The organism is Delftia sp. S65 (assembly GCF_016516495.1).
In the GTDB taxonomy this organism is placed as follows: Bacteria; Pseudomonadota; Gammaproteobacteria; order Burkholderiales; family Burkholderiaceae_C; genus Comamonas; species Comamonas acidovorans.
Window position 1 is genome coordinate 160,805 of record NZ_JACVUR010000009.1, and the last position, 15,336, is coordinate 176,140.

The window sequence follows — 15,336 nt, forward strand, 5'->3', positions numbered from 1 at the left end:
TCCCCGACATGCACATGCACCAGCGGGCCCCGGGGGAGCTTCGGACCCGGCTGTCGATAAATGGAATGAAGTGATCAGCCTTTGCGCATGACCACGGCCAGCACGAGCATGGACAGCACCAGGCTGATCCACACCGAAGGCTCGGCCTCCAGCGAGAACCACTGCACCATCCTCTCGCCCAGGCCCACCCAGGCCAGATTGACATAGGCCGCCAGCAGCAGCCCGATGAACAGCCGGTCCCCGCGCGTCGTCGCCATCGGCAGCCAGCCCTTGCGCATCACGGTCGGGCTGCGCAACTCCCACAGCGTCATGCCCACCAGCATCAGCACGATGCAACTGAAGAACACCGCCACCGGCAGCGTCCAGGCCATCCAGGAAAACATTGACGAGTCCTTTCAGAAATCCAGCATCAATACCGCAGCTTCTCGAAACCGGCAGAGCCCAGCCCAGGGACACCGAGGAAGGGCATATGCCGGCCGCGCCGCCCCGCCCCGAAGGTGTCGTCCCCCTCCCCCGCGGAAGCGGGTAGAGAGGGGGAAGCGGCGTAAGCCGCTCAGGGGGTGCCTCAAACCCTTCCCATTGCGAAACCCTTGGCGATGTAATGCCGCACGAACCAGATCACGATGGCGCCCGGCACGATGGTCAGCACGCCCGCCGCCGCCAGCGTCGCCCAGTCCATGCCCGAGGCCGAGACGGTGCGCGTCATGGTCGCCACGATGGGCTTGGCATTCACGCTGGTCAGCGTGCGCGCCAGCAGCAGCTCCACCCAGCTGAACATGAAGCAGAAGAAGGCCGCCACGCCCACGCCGGCCTTGATCAGCGGCAGGAAGATGGTGAGGAAAAAGCGCGGGAAGGAGTAGCCGTCGATATAGGCCGTCTCGTCGATCTCGCGCGGGATGCCGCTCATGAAGCCCTCCAGGATCCAGACGGCCAGCGGCACGTTGAACAGCAGGTGGGCCAGGGCCACGGCGATGTGCGTGTCCATCAGGCCTACCGTGGTGTAGAGCTGAAAAAAGGGCAGCAGGAAGACGGCCGGCGGCGTCATGCGGTTGGTCAGCAGCCAGAAGAACACATGCTTGTCGCCCAGGAACTGGTAGCGCGAGAACGCATAGGCCGCCGGCAGCGCCACCGTGAGCGAGATCACGGTGTTGATGGCCACGTAGATCAGGCTGTTGATGTAGCCCGAGTACCAGGAGGCGTCGGTGAAGATGGTTTGGTAGTTGGCCCAGGTGAAATGCTGGGGCCACAGCGAGAAGCTGGACAGGATCTCCTCGTTGGTCTTGAAGCTCATGTTGACCATCCAGTAGATGGGCAGCACGGCGAACAGCAGGTAGGCGACGAGGAACAGCGTGCGCTTGTGGAAACGGCGGTCTTCAGTCATGTCCGGCCTCCCGCAGGGCCACCCCAAGGGAGGCAGAGCCCCCTCGGGGGGCAGTGAACGAAGGGAGCGTGGTGATCATTCTTTTGCCCCTTCCTTGTCTGCCGTGCCCACGCGCTGCATCCAGTTGTAGAGGATGAAGCACAGCAGCAGGATGATGAGGAAATAGATCAGCGAGAAGGCAGCCGCCGGCCCGAGGTCGAACTGGCCCACGGCCTTTTGCGTCAGGTACTGCGACAGGAAGGTGGTCGCATTGCCGGGCCCGCCGCCCGTGAGCACGAAGGGCTCGGTGTAGATCATGAAGCTGTCCATGAAGCGCAGCAGCACGGCGATCATCAGCACGCCGCGCATCTTGGGCAGCTGGATGTAGCGGAACACCGCGAACTTGCTGGCGCCGTCGATGCGCGCGGCCTGGTAGTAGGCGTCGGGAATGGAGCGCAGGCCCGCGTAGCACAGCAGGGCCACCAGCGGCGTCCAGTGCCAGACATCCATGACCAGCACGGTAAGCCAGGCATGGGTGGCATTGCCCGTGTAGTTGTAGTCCACGCCCAGCGCGTTGAGCGCCGCGCCCAGCAGTCCGATATCGGCGCGGCCGTAGATCTGCCAGATGGTGCCGACCACGTTCCACGGAATCAGCAGCGACAGCGAGACCACGACCAGCACGGCCGAGGCCTTCCAGCCCTGGGCCGGCATGGACAAGGCCAGCGCGATGCCCAGCGGAATCTCCACCAGCAGCACGGCCAGCGAAAAGCCGATCTGGCGCAGCAGGGCCGAGTGCAGTTCCTCGTCGCGCATGACCTGGGCAAACCATTCCGTGCCCACGAACACGCGCCGGTCGGGACTGATGATGTCCTGCACCGAGTAGTTCACCACCGTCATCAGCGGGATGATGGCCGAGAAGGCCACGCAGATGATGACCGGCAGGATCAGCAGCCAGGCCTTCTGGTTGACGGGCTTGACGGTCTGGCTCATGCCTGCAGCTCCTCGTTGACGTAGTAGCAGGTGTGGGGGCCCTGCAATTGCACCCAGACGGTCTCGCCCACGGCCGGCAGTGCGGCATCGGCGCCGCAGCGCAGCTTGAGCAGCCGCTCGCCCAGGCGCGCCACCAGTAACTGGTGCGTGCCCACGTCCTGCACGCGCTCCACCGAACAGGCCACGGCGCCGGGCGCGTCGGCCGAGGCCAGTGCCAGGTACTCGGGGCGTATGCCCAGGCTCAGCGGCAGGCCGGGCGCCACGCCGGCCAGCGCTTCGGGCAGGGGCAGGTACTGGCCCTCGGCCAGCAGCCGGCCGCCGTCCTGCTGCAGCGGCACGAAGTTCATGCCCGGCGAGCCAATGAAGTGGCCGACGAAGGCGTGGCTGGGCCGCTCGAAAAGCTGGGCGGGCGTGCCCACCTGCACGGCGCGCCCGCGCGTCATGACCACAACGTGCTCGGCAAAGGTCAGGGCCTCCACCTGGTCGTGCGTCACATAGATCAGCGTGAGCCGCAGTTCATGGTGGATCTGCTTGAGCTTGCGGCGCAGCTGCCACTTGAGCTGGGGGTCGATCACCGTGAGCGGCTCGTCGAACAGCACGGCCGACACATCGGGCCGCACCAGGCCCCGGCCCAGCGAGATCTTCTGCTTGGCATCGGCCGACAGGCCGGCCGCGCGCTGGTCGAGCTGGCCGCTCATCTCCAGCATCTCGGCGATCTGGCCGACCCGCGCGCGGATGCGCTCCTCGGGCATGCGGCGGTTCCTCAGCGGAAAGGCCAGGTTCTCGGCCACGGTCATGGTGTCGTAGATCACCGGGAACTGGAACACCTGGGCGATGTTGCGTTCCTGGGGCGTGGCGCGCGTCATGTCGCGGCCGTCGAACAGCACCTTGCCCTGCGAGGGCACCAGCAGGCCCGACATGATGTTGAGCATGGTGGTCTTGCCGCAGCCCGAGGGGCCGAGCAGCGCATAGGCGCCGCCGTCCTCGAAGACCATGCTCAGCGGCAGCAGCGCGTAGTCGCTGTCCTGCTGCGGGTTCGGCTTGTAGGAGTGGGCCAGATCAAGTTCTATGCGGGCCATCTCATCGTCCTCCGGGCCGCGCCGGCGCCAGCAGCAGCGCGCCGTCCGTGCCGAACACATAGGCATGGGCCGGGTCCAGGTGCAGCGTGACCGCGCTGCCCAGGTCCAGGTGGTGCACGCCCGTGACCTGGGCCACCAGCTCGCCCCAGGGCGTGGTGGCATGCACGAAGGTGTCGGAGCCCGAAATCTCGGCCAGCTCCACCACACCCTGCAGTGCCAGATCGCCGGGCCGGGACTGCAGGCGCAGGGCGCTGGCGCGCAGGCCCAGGGTCAGTTGGCCGGAAGCGGCCAGGTCCGCAGGCAGCGCCACGGGCAGCCGCGCGCCGCCCGGCAGTTGCAGCCCGCCTTCCACGGCACTGGCCGCGATCAGGTTCATGGGCGGATCGCTGAAGGCGCGCGCCACACGCAGCGAATTCGGTTGATGGAAGACCTCGGCCGTGGGGCCGTACTGCAGCAGTTCGCCCTCATGCAGCACAGCCGTGTAGCCACCCAGCAGCAGGGCCTCGCCGGGCTCGGTGGTGGCATAGACCACGGTGGAGTCGCCTGTGGCGAACAGCTGGGTCAGTTCCTCGCGCAGTTCCTCGCGCAGCTTGTAGTCGAGGTTGACCAGGGGCTCGTCCAGCAGCATCAGCGGAGCGCCCTTGGCCAGGGCGCGCGCCAGCGCCACCCGCTGCTGCTGGCCGCCCGACAGCTCGGCCGGGTAGCGGTCCAGGAACATCTCTATGTGCAGCCGCTCGGCCAGGGCGCGCACGCGCTGCGCCACGTCGCGGTCGCCGCGCAGCTTGAGCGGCGAGGCGATGTTGTCCGCCACCGTGAGCGAGGGATAGTTGATGAATTGCTGGTAGACCATGGCCACGTTGCGCTCGCGCACGGGCATGCCGGTCACATCGACGCCATCGGCGCGCACACGGCCTTCGGTGGGCACGTCCAGGCCGGCCATGATGCGCATCAGGCTGGTCTTGCCGGCCTGCGTGGCACCCAGCAGCACGGTCACCGCGCCGCTTTCCAGTTCAAGGTGCATGGGGTGCAGCCAGGTCTGGCCGCCCACGCGTTTGCTGATTCTCTCCAACACCAGTTCCACGACCGCCCTCACTGACGAGGCCGCCTCGGGGGGCAGCGATTGAACAAGGAGAAACATCTCGCTCAAGGCGGCGATTGCGCGCCATCCGAAAGCAAGAACGTGATCATTTTTGTTCTTTCCAGATCGCAGCCCATCAACACATACCCTAGGTACTGTTCTTTTTTCTTCGTTTTAAAGTTCCCCAACCCACGGCCGGCCAGGGGCAAATGCGCTATAAACCGGTCGCCCCGCCTTGTTTGCCTGAGAACGCACCAGATCTGGAATCGCCGCCGTGAACACCAATCCCCGACAACTACAGCTGCTCGACGAAGTGCGCAGCCGCCAGTCCACTTCGGTGGAGCAGCTGGCCGAGATCCTGGGCGTGACCCTGCAGACCGTGCGCCGCGACATACAGAAGCTGGCCGATGCGGGCCTGATGGTGCGCTTTCACGGCGGCGTGCGCGTGCCCAGCGCCACGGTGGAGAACCTGGGCCACACCCAGCGCCAGGTGCTGCATGCCGAAGGCAAGTCGCGCATTGCGCGCGCCGTGGCCGAGGCCATTCCCAACGGCTGCTCGCTGATCCTGAACATCGGTACCACCACCGAGGCCGTGGCCCAGGCCCTGCTCAAGCACCGGGGCCTGCGCGTGATCACCAACAACCTCAACGTGGCGGCCATCCTCAGCTCCAACGCGGACTGCGAAGTCATCGTGGCCGGCGGCGTGGTGCGCACGCGCGACCGGGGCATCGTGGGCGAGGCGGCCGTGGACTTCATCCGCCAGTTCAAGGTGGACATCGCCCTGATCGGCATCTCGGCCATCGAGCCCGATGGCAGCCTGCGCGACTTCGACATGCGCGAAGTCAAGGTGGCCCAGACCATCATTGCCCAGTCGCGCGAGGTCTGGCTGGCCGCCGACCACAGCAAGTTCCACCGCCAGGCCATGGTGGAGCTGGCACGCCTGGACCAGATCGACCGCCTGTTCACCGATACCGCGCCCCCCGCTCCGTTCGATGCCCTTCTGCGCGAAGCAGAAGTGCAATGCGTGGTGGCGCAATAAGTTTTCCGCAGCCGCTGCGCCACCGCCCGCACAGGACACGCGCACCGGCCCTGCTTTTCCTGGATACCGCACCATGACCTATCTGCTTGCCCTGGACCAGGGCACCTCCAGCTCGCGCAGCATCGTCTTCGACACCCAGGGCCGCATCGTGGCCTCGGCCCAGCTGGAGCTGCCGCAGATCTATCCCCGGCCCGGCTGGGTCGAGCACGATCCGCGCGAGATCTGGCGCACCCAGCTGGCCACGGCGCGCGAGGCCCTGGCCAAGGCCGGGCTGGCGGCAGCCGACATCCGTGCCCTGGGCATCACCAACCAGCGCGAGACCACCGTGGTCTGGAACCGCGCCACGGGCCAGCCCATACACCACGCCATCGTCTGGCAGGACCGCCGCGCCGAGCCGCTGTGCGCCCAGCTGCGCGAGGACGGCCATGCCGACACCATCCAGCGCAAGACCGGCCTGCTGATCGACGCCTATTTCTCGGGCACCAAGCTACGCTGGATCCTGGACAACGTCAACGGCGCACGCGCCGCCGCCGAGCGCGGCGAACTGGCCTTCGGCACCGTGGACAGCTGGCTGATCTGGCAGCTCACGGGCGGACGCCACCATGTGACCGATGTCTCCAACGCCAGCCGCACCATGCTGTTCAACGTCCACACCAACCAATGGGACAACGATCTGCTGGCGCTGCTGGAGATTCCGCGCGCGCTGATGCCCGAGGTGCTGCCTTCCGCCGCCGATTTCGGCCGCACGGCAGCCGAGGTGCTGGGCGGCGAAATCGCCATCGGCGGTGTGGCCGGCGACCAGCAAAGCGCCCTCTTCGGCCAGGCCTGCTTTTCGGCCGGCATGGCCAAGAACACCTATGGCACGGGCTGCTTCATGCTCATGCACACGGGCGGCGTGTTCCAGACCTCTGCCAACGGCCTGCTGACCACCGCTGCGGCACAGCCCACCGCTGCGCCGGCCTATGCGCTGGAAGGCAGCGTCTTCGTGGGCGGCGCCGTGGTCCAGTGGCTGCGCGACGGGTTGCGCGCCATCGAGCACAGCGGCCAGGTGCAGCAACTGGCCGAGAGCGTGCCCGACTCGGGCGGCGTGATGATGGTGCCGGCCTTCACGGGCCTGGGCGCCCCCTACTGGAAGCCCGATGCGCGCGGCACCATCACGGGCCTGACGCGCGGCACCACCATCGCCCACATCGCGCGGGCCGCGCTTGAATCCATCGCCTTCCAGAGCGCCGCCCTGCTGCTGGCCATGAGCCGCGACGCGGTGGCCAGCGGCGGCGCGCCGGTCAGCGAACTGCGCGTGGACGGCGGCGCCTGCGTCAACAACCTGCTCATGCAGTTCCAGGCCGACCTGCTGGGCATTCCCGTGGTGCGCCCGGCCTGCGTGGAGACCACGGCCCTGGGCGCTGCCTACCTGGCGGGCCTGTCCTCGGGCGTGTACCAGAGCACCGAGGAACTGTCGGCGCTGTGGAAGGCCGAGCGCCGCTTCGTGCCCACGCTGGACAAGCACCGCGCCGACGAGCTGATGGCGCGCTGGGAGCATGCGGTGGCCCAGACCGCGCTGGCGGCCTGACAACGGGCACACGGCCTTGTTCAGGGCGGCCAGCCTGGTGCTTGCGGGCCTGCTGCTGGCCGGCTGCGCCGCGCCGCCCCAGGCCCTGCCGGCCCCGCAGCCCACGGCATGCGCGCGCCTGCAATGGCTGGGCAGCACCACGATTGCGCGCGATGAGCCCATCCATGGCGCCACCACCGGCGGCATCTCGGGCCTGGACTATGACGCCCAGCGCGGCGACTATGTGGCCATCAGCGATGACCGCTCGGCGCGCGGCCCCGCGCGCTGGATGCGCCTGCGCATAGAGCCGCTGGACGCCGGCCAGCGCGCCGGCCCCACCCCCTGGCAGGCGCAAGTCACCGAAGTGCACCCGCTGCTGGATGCCGAGGGCCGCTGGCTGCGCCCGCGCCATGCCGCGCCCGCCACCCAGCCCGTGCCCGACCCCGAAGCCATCCGCCTGCTGCCGGACGGCGGCCTGCTGTGGACCGATGAAGGCGACCCGGGCCGGGGCTATGGCACCTCGCTGGTGAGGACCGACGCCACGGGCCGCCAGATCGCACGGTGGTTCTACGCATTCGAGGATGAGGACGGCAGGCCGGGCCTGCGCGCGAATTTCGGCTTCGAAGGGCTGGCCGTGACGCCGGACGGCCAACAGGCCTGGCTGGCCCTGGAGGCGCCGCTGCGCCAGGACGGCCCGCGCGCCAGCGCCGCCACGGCAGGCGCGCCCGTGCGCATCAGCCTGGTCAGCCTGGACGATGGCCGGCTGCTGCGCCAGATCGCCTACCAGCCCGATGCCGTGCCGGCCGCCAGCTGGGCCCTTCCCCAGCGCGAGGTCAACGGCATCAGCGAGATCCTGCCGGACGGCCCCGGCCATCTGCTGGTGCTGGAGCGCTCCTACAGCCCGGGCCACGGCTTTGGCGCGCGGTTGTACCGCATCGGTCTGGATGCGCCTGATACGCTGACCTTGGCCAGCTTCGCGCAAACGCCGCTACAGGTGGCGGTCAAGCAATTGGTGGCCGATCTGTCCACCGTGCAGCCCGGCAGGCTGGACAACATGGAAGCCATGTCCTGGGGCCCGCAGCTGCCCGACGGCACCCGCGTGCTGGTGTTCGCCAGCGACGACAACTTCAACCCGGCGCAAGCCAACCAGATCCTGATCACCGCCTACCGGCCCTCGCCGCCCTGCGCACCCTGAAGGCGCTTCAGGGCGTGGCCTGCACCTGCTCCTGCGGCAGGTAGATGCGCGTCAGCCCGCGCGCAATGGCCTCCACGATCTGCTCGCGCCGCAGGCCGATGTGCTCGGCCATCAGGCGTTCGCTGGCCTGGGCGTCGCGCGCGCGCAGGGCCTGCAGGATTTCCAGGTGCTCGTGCTGGGTGGAGGCGCGCCCCACGTTCTCCATGTCGATCCACCGGATGAAGCGGATGCGCTCGTTCAGGCTCGCCAGCATGCGCCGCAGCTCGGCGTTGCCGGCCATGTCGGCAATGCGCAGGTGGAATCCCTCGTCCAGGTCCACCAGTTGCCGGATCGGCGTATCGGAGGCCACGCGCTGGCTCTGCTCCAGATAGGCCAGGGCCTCGTCGAGCTGGGCATCGGTGGCGCGCTCCACGGCCAGCCGCACGCATTCGCGTTCCACGGCCACGCGGGCCTCGTACAGGTCCAGCGACTCCTTCACGTCCAGTTCGCGCCGCATGTAGCCGCGGCTGGCCGGCAGCAAAAAGCCATCGGCCACCAGCCGCGTCAGTGCCTCGCGCACGGGCGTGCGGCTCACGCCCAGGCGCAAGGCCAGTTCGCTTTCGCTCAGGCGCTCGCCCGGCTTGAATTCGTAGGAGATGGCCATGTCACGCAGCGTGCTGTAGACGCTGGAGCCCCGTTCATGGCGGATGTTGGAGATTTTCATGGCGCCATTGTGCCCTTTGGCGCTGCGCATTCTTTTAAGTATACTGAAATGGATTCTTAAAAATCCCGTCACCCAACCTGCCTGGAGACTCCCGACATGACCACCGCTTTCAATGGCGCCGACGCCATGGTCCGCATGCTGCAGCTCAATGGCGTCAAGCACATCTTCGGCCTGTGCGGCGACACCAGCCTGCCCTTCTACGACGCCATGGCGCGGCTGGACCACGGCATGGACCACATCCTCACGCGGGACGAGCGCAGCGCCGGCTACATGGCCGACGCCTATGCACGAGTCACAGGCAAGGTGGGCGTGTGCGAAGGCCCCAGCGGCGGCGGCGCCACCTACCTGCTGCCCGGCCTGGCCGAGGCCAACGAGTCCTCGGTGCCTGTGCTGGGCATCACCTCGGACGTTTCCGTGGGCGCGCGCGGCAAGTTCCCGCTGACCGAACTGGACCAGCAGGCGCTGTACAGGCCGCTGACCAAGTGGAATACCACCATCGACCGCGTGGACCAGATTCCGCACGCCGTGCGCAGCGCCTTTCGCGCCATGACCACGGGCCGGCCCGGCGCCACCCATATCTGCCTGCCCTATGACGTGCAAAAGCACACGCTGGATCCGGCCGATGTCTGGGCCCAGCCAGGGCATGACCACTATCCGGCCTACCGGTCCGCCCCCGATCCGGCGGCCGTGGCCGAGGCTGCCGACCGTCTGGTGGCGGCCCGCTGCCCCGTGCTGATCTGCGGCGGCGGCGTGCTCATCGCGGGCGCCAGCGCCGCACTGGATGCGCTGGCCACCCTGCTCAATGCGCCCGTGTGCTCCAGCGTCAGCGGCCAGGGCAGCCTGGCGGGCAGCCATCCGCTCAATGCCGGCGTGGTGGGCACCAATGGCGGCGTGGAGGCCACGCGCGCCGTGGTGGCGCAGGCCGATCTGGTGATGTTCATCGGCGCACGCGCCGGCTCCACTACCACCGAGCACTGGCAGATGCCCTCGCGCAAGGTCACCATCGTCCATCTGGACGTGGACGCCATGACCATAGGCACCAACTACCGCACCGACGTGGCCCTGGTGGGCGACGCCCTGCTGGGCCTGCAGGCGCTGCACGCGGCCGTGCAGCAGCGCATCGCCCGCCGCCCCGCCGATGCCGCGGACGGCGCCACGCTGGCGGCCACCGCGCGCGCCGCCAAGCAGGCCTTCTTCGCGCCGCTGGCCGCCTCGCTGGAGCGCCCCATCAAGCCCGAGCGCGTGGTGGACACGCTCAACCGCCTGCTGCCCGCGCGCGCCATCGTGGTGGCCGACCCCGGCACACCCTGCCCCTACTTCACGGCCTATTTCGACGCGCCCCAGGCCGGCCGGCACTTCATCACCAACCGCGCGCACGGGGCGCTGGGCTTTGCCATGTCCGCCGGCTTTGGCGCCGCCATCGGCCAGCCCGATTCCGTGGTGGTCGCGGTCATGGGCGACGGCAGCTTCGGCTTCACCTGCGGCGAGCTGGAAACCATCGTGCGCCGCAACGTGCCGCTGAAGATGATCGTGTTCTCCAACAGCGTGTTCGGCTGGATCAAGGCCAGCCAGAAGTCCGGCTACGATGAACGCTACTTCTCCGTCGACTTCAACCGCACCCACCATGCCCGCGTGGCCGAGGCCTTCGGTGTCAAGGCATGGCGCGTGGAGGACCCGGCAGACCTCGAAGCCGCGCTCAAGGCCGCGCTGATGCACGACGGCCCGGCGCTGGTGGATGTGATCTCGCAAGAGCTCCAGGACACGGCCGTGCCGGTGAGCCAGTGGATGGGTTGACGCCAGGCCCCACGCACAGATTCCCGATTTCCTGCCCGCCAATGCGCTTGAAAAGGAGCCTTCCCATGCCCCATACCCCCTCACGCCGCCAGCTGCTGCTGGCCACGGCCGCCGCATGCCTGCTGGGGCCGGCCGGCACGGCATCCGCGCAGGGCGCCGCCCCGCTCAAGCTGGTCATCACCTTCCCGCCGGGGGGCAGCACCGACATCGCCGCCCGCATACTGCAGCCGCGCCTGGGCGAGGTGGCCGGCCGCCCGGTGATCGTGGAGAACCGCCCCGGCGCCGCCAGCCAGATCGCCACCCAGTACGTGGCCAAGTCCGCCCCGGACGGCAACACCCTGCTGTTCAGCTTCGACACCCATGCCATCAATCCCATCGCCAAGTCCCGGCTGCCCTACGACACCTTCAAGGACTTCACGGGCGTGTCGCTGGCGCTGCGCTTCCCGCTGGTGATCGGTGCCTCGGCCTCGGTGCCCGCCAGGGACCTGGCCGGCTTCCTGGAGCTGGCGCGGCGCAACCCGGGCAAATACAGCTACGCATCGACCGGCCTGGGGTCCATGAACCACCTGGTGATGGAGGACATCAAGCGCCGCTCGGGCACCTACGTGCTGCACGTGCCCTACGGCGGCGGCGGCCCGGCCGTGCAGGCCGTACTCGGCAATGTGTCCGACCTCACCCTGCTCAGCTACGCGGCGCTGCGCGGCCAGATTTCGGCAGGCAAGATCAAGCCGCTGGCGGTGACCGGCCTCAAGCGCCTGCCCGAGCTGCCCGACGTGCCCACCGTGGCCGAGTCCGGCTTCCCGGGCTTCGAGGCCTACTCGTGGATCGGCGTGTTCGCGCCTTCCGCCACGCCGGCAGCCACGGTGCACAAGCTCACCGAAGACTTCCAGGCCACGCTGAACACACCCGACATCCGCAGCAAGCTCATGCAGTCGGGCTTTGAAGTCATGGCCACGGACGGACCCGCCCTCGACCGCTGGGTGCGCCAGGAATATGAGCGCTGGGGCCGCTTCGTGCGCGACAACAAGGTCCAGCTCGAAGACTGAGAATCCGGACGGCACCCCCTTACACCACACAGGAGCATTCATGGCACTTCCGCTGGACCACATCGTCATCGCCGTGCAGGACCTCGAGGCCGCCGTGGCGGACTACCGCGCGCTGGGCTTCCAGGTCGCCATCGGCGGCCGCCATCCGGGCCGCACCTCGCACAACGCACTGGTCGTGTTTGCCGACGGCGCCTACCTGGAGATCATTGCCTGGACCGCCCCGGCGCCCGAAGAGCGCTGGTACCGCACGCTGCGCGACCATGGCGAAGGGCTGGTGGACTTCGCCCTGCTGCCCCAAAGCACCGCCCAGGCCCTGGCCGAGGCGCGCGGGCGGGGGCTGGATACCCTGGTCGGCCCCGTGGACGGAGGCCGCGTGCGCCCCGATGGCGCGCAACTGCTGTGGCAGACGGCGCGCCACGCCACGCCCGACCTGCCCTTCCTGTGCGGCGACGTCACGCCGCGCGCCCTGCGCGTGCCCGAGGGCAGCGTGCGCGAGCATCCCAACGGCGCGCTGGGCGTGGCCTCGCTGACCGTCGCCGTGCACGACCTGGACGCCAGCCTGGACCGCTACCGGGCGCTGCTGGGCCCGGGCCTGCCGCTGCAGAGGCTGGACGACCAGGGCGTGCGGCTGGCATTGCCGGGCTTCGATCTGCTGCTGCAAGGCGCGCAGGCACTGGCGGCCTCCGACGCACTGCGCCAGCGCCTTGCCACGCGCGGAGAGGGCCCTTGCGCGCTCACCCTGCGCCAGCGGCCCGGCGCCCCGGCACAGCCCCTGGACCTGGCCGCCAGCCATGGCGTGGACATGCGCTGGCACGGTGGGAACACGCTCTAAACTCTTCGTTTTCCTTCTCCACCGCCACCAGCATGAACACCGTTTCCACAGCCTCCCCTGTCATCGCCTTCATCGGTGGCGGCAACATGGCCAGCGCCATCATCGGCGGACTGATCGGCCAGGGCCAATCCGCAGACCGCATCGTCGTCGTCGAACCCTTCGAGGCTGCGCGCGACGCGCTGCGCACGAACTTCGGCATCACGGCGCATGCCGATGCCGCGGCCGCCGCCAGCGCGCTGGACGGTGCCAGCATCGTGGTCTGGGCCGTCAAGCCCCAGACCTTCAAGGAAGCCGCCCAGGCCGTGGCGCCGCATACCGCCCAGGCCCTGCACCTGAGCGTGGCCGCCGGCATTCCCACGGACTCCATCGCCCAGTGGCTTGGCACGGGCCGCATCGTGCGCGCCATGCCCAACACGCCAGCCCTGGTGGGCAAGGGCATGACGGGCCTGTTCGCCCGCGCCCAGGTCGATGCCGCAGGCAAGAGCGCCATCGAGCAGGTCGTTGCCACCACGGGCCAGTTCGTCTGGGTCGACCAGGAAGCGCACCTGGACGCCGTGACCGCCCTGTCGGGCTCGGGCCCGGCCTATGTCTTCCTGTTCCTCGAAGCCATGACACAGGCCGGCGTGGATATGGGCCTCACGGCCGAGCAGTCCTACCGCCTGGGCGTGGCCACCTTCCAGGGCGCATCGGAACTGGCCGCCCGCTCCACCGAAAGCGCCGACGTGCTGCGCCAGCGCGTGACCAGCAAGGGCGGCACCACCCACGCCGCCATCACCCACATGCAGGCGCAACAGGTGCCCGAGCATTTCGTGGCCGCCATGCGGGCAGCGGAAACACGGGCCAAGGAGCTGGCCGCCGAATTCGGCAGGTAGGACACGCCCGCGCGCGCCCCTCTTTGTGGTGGCAAGGGGACGGTGCGCCAGATTCCTGCAAAAACCAGATAGTTCTGATGGTGGAAGCAAGCGGCACTCGGTAGAAATCGGCAATTGACCGGCAGCGCGGAAAGCCCCGCGCCGGTCATGACCTGCCACCGCAGTTTCCACCAAGCATCCGCCTCGGCGGGACGTGCATCGCCTGCCCGCCCCTGTCCATGGCTTGCCTTGGATTCGCTGCATCCAAGGAGAAAGCATGCGTTTCCACCCCCCTTCCTTGCCCAGGCGCTGCGGCAGCAAGCCGGCCCTGGCGGCATGCCTGCTCTGGGCATCGGCTGGCCTGGCCCACGCAGTACCCGGCCCCTCCCAAGGTCCTGCCCACCACCGCGCGCACTCACCAGCGCACTCACCAGCACATGCCCCAGTGCATGGCTCCGCGCAGGCCCGGCAGATACAGCACGCGCTGCAGGGCATGTCCGTGCCGTTCGAGGCCAACAGCGGCCAGTTCGACCCTGCCGTGGCCTTCACGGGCCGCACCTTCGCGGGCGCGATCCACGTCACCCGCCAGGGCCAGATCGTCTACAGCCTGGCCGCGCCCACGCAGCAGCAGGGCGCGACCTCGGCCCCCCCGCCCGAGATGCCTCCCCAAGCACCTCCCAAGAAGCCGCCCAGGACGCCCGCAGGCACCAAACCCCAGGCACCGCCCCAGACCCCTCCGGCCACCCGGCCCCTGTCCGGCTGGAGCCTCACCGAAACCCTGGCCGGCGCGCTGCCGCTGTCGCCCACGGGCGGCGAGGCCGCCGCCACCCAGATCACCCGCTTCAGCGGCCCCCACAGCTACCAGCCAGCCACCTACCGCAACCTGCACCTGGGCCAGGCCTGGCCCGGCGTGCAGGTGGAACTGGCCATGCGCGGCGCCAATGTGGAAAAGCTCTTCCACGTGGCCCCGCAGGCCGACCCCGGGCAGATCCAGGTGCGCGTGGACGGCGCGCTGTCCCTGCGCCTGGGCAAAGGCGGCGAACTGATCGCCGCCACAGGCCATGGCGACGTGGCCTATACGGCGCCCGTGGCGTTCCAGGAAGTTACCGGGCAGCGCGTGGAGGTGCCTGTGCAGTACGCCCTCAACAGCCAGGGCGACGGCTACGGGTTTGCGCTGGGGGCCTATGACCGGGCGCTGCCGCTGGTGATAGATCCTTTGTTGCAGAGCACGTATCTGGGTGGAGATGGTGATAGCACGGTCCTGGCCCTGGTCATTGCGCCCTCGGGCGAGGTGTTGGTGGGCGGCATCACCGCGGACAATTCATCGCTCGGCGCATTCCCTGGCACGGCGGGCGGCGCCCAACCATCCACTGGTGGGACCGACGGCTTCATAGCGCGCCTGTCCGCTGACCTGCGGACCCTGGAGCAGAGCACCTATCTGGGCGGCTCGGGCCAGAACTCTGTCATAGCCCTGGCCATATCCCCCTCGGGCGAAGTATTGGCGACAGGCATTACCAGCTCCACCGACTTCCCCGGCACGGCGGACGGCGCCCAGTCAGTCGCCGCTGGTGGGTTCTACGACGGCTTCATCGCACGCCTGTCCGCCGACCTGCGCACCCTGGAGCAGAGCACCTACCTGGGCGGCCCGCAATCCGAAGACCCCCGTGCCATGGCCATTGCACCCACGGGCGAGGTATTGGTGGCAGGCAATACCAGCTCCACCCAGTTCCCCGGCACGACGGGCGGCGCCCAGCCGGTCGCCGCTGGCTGGGGCAATGACGGGTTCGTCGCACGCCTGTCCGCCGACCTGCGGACCCTGG

The 15,336-nt window shown here is 68.8% G+C and carries 14 protein-coding genes; 8 read left to right on the forward strand and 6 right to left on the reverse strand.

Features of this window, described 5'->3' with window-relative positions; genetic code table 11:
- Positions 1-74: 74 nt before the first annotated feature.
- From IAE24_RS10995 to IAE24_RS11015, 5 genes are all read right to left on the reverse strand, one after another.
- Positions 75-383 carry a DUF2160 domain-containing protein gene (locus IAE24_RS10995; RefSeq protein WP_043820414.1) on the reverse strand — a complete coding sequence of 103 codons (309 nt, stop codon included), beginning with the start codon at positions 381-383 and terminating at the stop codon, positions 75-77.
- 182 nt (positions 384-565) lie between these two features.
- Complete coding sequence (locus IAE24_RS11000) at positions 566-1,381, reverse strand: carbohydrate ABC transporter permease (RefSeq protein ID WP_013804448.1); 816 nt, start codon at positions 1,379-1,381, stop codon at positions 566-568.
- 75 nt (positions 1,382-1,456) lie between these two features.
- A complete protein-coding gene (locus IAE24_RS11005; protein ID WP_013804449.1) occupies positions 1,457-2,350 on the reverse strand; it encodes a carbohydrate ABC transporter permease in 894 nt (297 codons plus the stop codon).
- Positions 2,347-3,429: an ABC transporter ATP-binding protein gene (locus IAE24_RS11010; RefSeq protein WP_199960546.1), complete on the reverse strand. Its 1,083-nt coding sequence runs from the start codon at positions 3,427-3,429 to the stop codon at positions 2,347-2,349. The genes IAE24_RS11005 and IAE24_RS11010 overlap by 4 nt, the downstream gene beginning before the upstream one ends.
- Position 3,430: 1 nt before the next feature.
- Entirely contained in the window at positions 3,431-4,510 is a 1,080-nt protein-coding gene (locus tag IAE24_RS11015; RefSeq protein ID WP_199960547.1) for an ABC transporter ATP-binding protein, read from the reverse strand.
- Between the two features lie 271 nt (positions 4,511-4,781).
- Between IAE24_RS11015 and IAE24_RS11020 the strand changes: the two genes are divergently transcribed.
- The 3 genes from IAE24_RS11020 to IAE24_RS11030 all read left to right on the forward strand — a co-directional run bounded on the left by IAE24_RS11020 (position 4,782) and on the right by IAE24_RS11030 (position 8,290).
- Positions 4,782-5,546: a DeoR/GlpR family DNA-binding transcription regulator gene (locus tag IAE24_RS11020; RefSeq protein ID WP_012202956.1), complete on the forward strand. Its 765-nt coding sequence runs from the start codon at positions 4,782-4,784 to the stop codon at positions 5,544-5,546.
- Between the two features lie 73 nt (positions 5,547-5,619).
- Positions 5,620-7,116: a glycerol kinase GlpK gene (gene glpK, locus IAE24_RS11025; RefSeq protein ID WP_199960548.1), complete on the forward strand. Its 1,497-nt coding sequence runs from the start codon at positions 5,620-5,622 to the stop codon at positions 7,114-7,116.
- A complete protein-coding gene (locus IAE24_RS11030; protein WP_199960549.1) occupies positions 7,085-8,290 on the forward strand; it encodes an esterase-like activity of phytase family protein in 1,206 nt (401 codons plus the stop codon). The genes glpK and IAE24_RS11030 overlap by 32 nt, the downstream gene beginning before the upstream one ends.
- Positions 8,291-8,297: 7 nt before the next feature.
- Here IAE24_RS11030 and IAE24_RS11035 read toward each other — a convergent pair whose 3' ends face one another.
- The gene (locus IAE24_RS11035) at positions 8,298-8,993 is read right to left on the reverse strand and encodes a GntR family transcriptional regulator (RefSeq protein WP_099735218.1); all 696 of its coding nucleotides are present in this window, start codon (positions 8,991-8,993) and stop codon (positions 8,298-8,300) included.
- 96 nt (positions 8,994-9,089) lie between these two features.
- Between IAE24_RS11035 and IAE24_RS11040 the strand changes: the two genes are divergently transcribed.
- From IAE24_RS11040 to IAE24_RS30565, 5 genes are all read left to right on the forward strand, one after another.
- Positions 9,090-10,787, forward strand: a complete 1,698-nt coding sequence (locus IAE24_RS11040) for a thiamine pyrophosphate-binding protein (protein ID WP_199960550.1) — start codon at positions 9,090-9,092, stop codon at positions 10,785-10,787.
- 65 nt (positions 10,788-10,852) lie between these two features.
- Positions 10,853-11,833, forward strand: coding sequence for a tripartite tricarboxylate transporter substrate binding protein (locus IAE24_RS11045; protein ID WP_043822484.1), 981 nt, complete (start codon positions 10,853-10,855; stop codon positions 11,831-11,833).
- A gap of 40 nt (positions 11,834-11,873) precedes the next feature.
- A complete protein-coding gene (locus IAE24_RS11050) occupies positions 11,874-12,665 on the forward strand; it encodes a VOC family protein (RefSeq protein WP_199960551.1) in 792 nt (263 codons plus the stop codon).
- 32 nt (positions 12,666-12,697) lie between these two features.
- Positions 12,698-13,537 (forward strand): pyrroline-5-carboxylate reductase, encoded by an 840-nt coding sequence (gene proC / locus IAE24_RS11055; RefSeq protein WP_013804459.1) that lies wholly within the window; start codon positions 12,698-12,700, stop codon positions 13,535-13,537.
- A gap of 424 nt (positions 13,538-13,961) precedes the next feature.
- Positions 13,962-15,336, forward strand: a 1,375-nt coding sequence (locus IAE24_RS30565) for a DUF7948 domain-containing protein (RefSeq protein WP_442778812.1), incomplete at its 3' end; no start/stop codon positions are given.

Excerpts from the sequence above, each read along its gene's own strand:
- IAE24_RS10995 (WP_043820414.1), bottom strand. The coding sequence starts at position 383 with ATGTTTTCCTGGATGGCCTGGACGCTGCCGGTGGCGGTGTTCTTCAGT.
- IAE24_RS11000 (WP_013804448.1), bottom strand. The coding sequence starts at position 1,381 with ATGACTGAAGACCGCCGTTTCCACAAGCGCACGCTGTTCCTCGTCGCC.
- IAE24_RS11005 (WP_013804449.1), bottom strand. The coding sequence starts at position 2,350 with ATGAGCCAGACCGTCAAGCCCGTCAACCAGAAGGCCTGGCTGCTGATC.
- IAE24_RS11010 (WP_199960546.1), bottom strand. The coding sequence starts at position 3,429 with ATGGCCCGCATAGAACTTGATCTGGCCCACTCCTACAAGCCGAACCCG.
- glpK (WP_199960548.1), top strand. The coding sequence starts at position 5,620 with ATGACCTATCTGCTTGCCCTGGACCAGGGCACCTCCAGCTCGCGCAGC.
- IAE24_RS11030 (WP_199960549.1), top strand. The coding sequence starts at position 7,085 with ATGCGGTGGCCCAGACCGCGCTGGCGGCCTGACAACGGGCACACGGCC.
- IAE24_RS11035 (WP_099735218.1), bottom strand. The coding sequence starts at position 8,993 with ATGAAAATCTCCAACATCCGCCATGAACGGGGCTCCAGCGTCTACAGC.
- IAE24_RS11040 (WP_199960550.1), top strand. The coding sequence starts at position 9,090 with ATGACCACCGCTTTCAATGGCGCCGACGCCATGGTCCGCATGCTGCAG.
- IAE24_RS11045 (WP_043822484.1), top strand. The coding sequence starts at position 10,853 with ATGCCCCATACCCCCTCACGCCGCCAGCTGCTGCTGGCCACGGCCGCC.
- IAE24_RS11050 (WP_199960551.1), top strand. The coding sequence starts at position 11,874 with ATGGCACTTCCGCTGGACCACATCGTCATCGCCGTGCAGGACCTCGAG.
- proC (WP_013804459.1), top strand. The coding sequence starts at position 12,698 with ATGAACACCGTTTCCACAGCCTCCCCTGTCATCGCCTTCATCGGTGGC.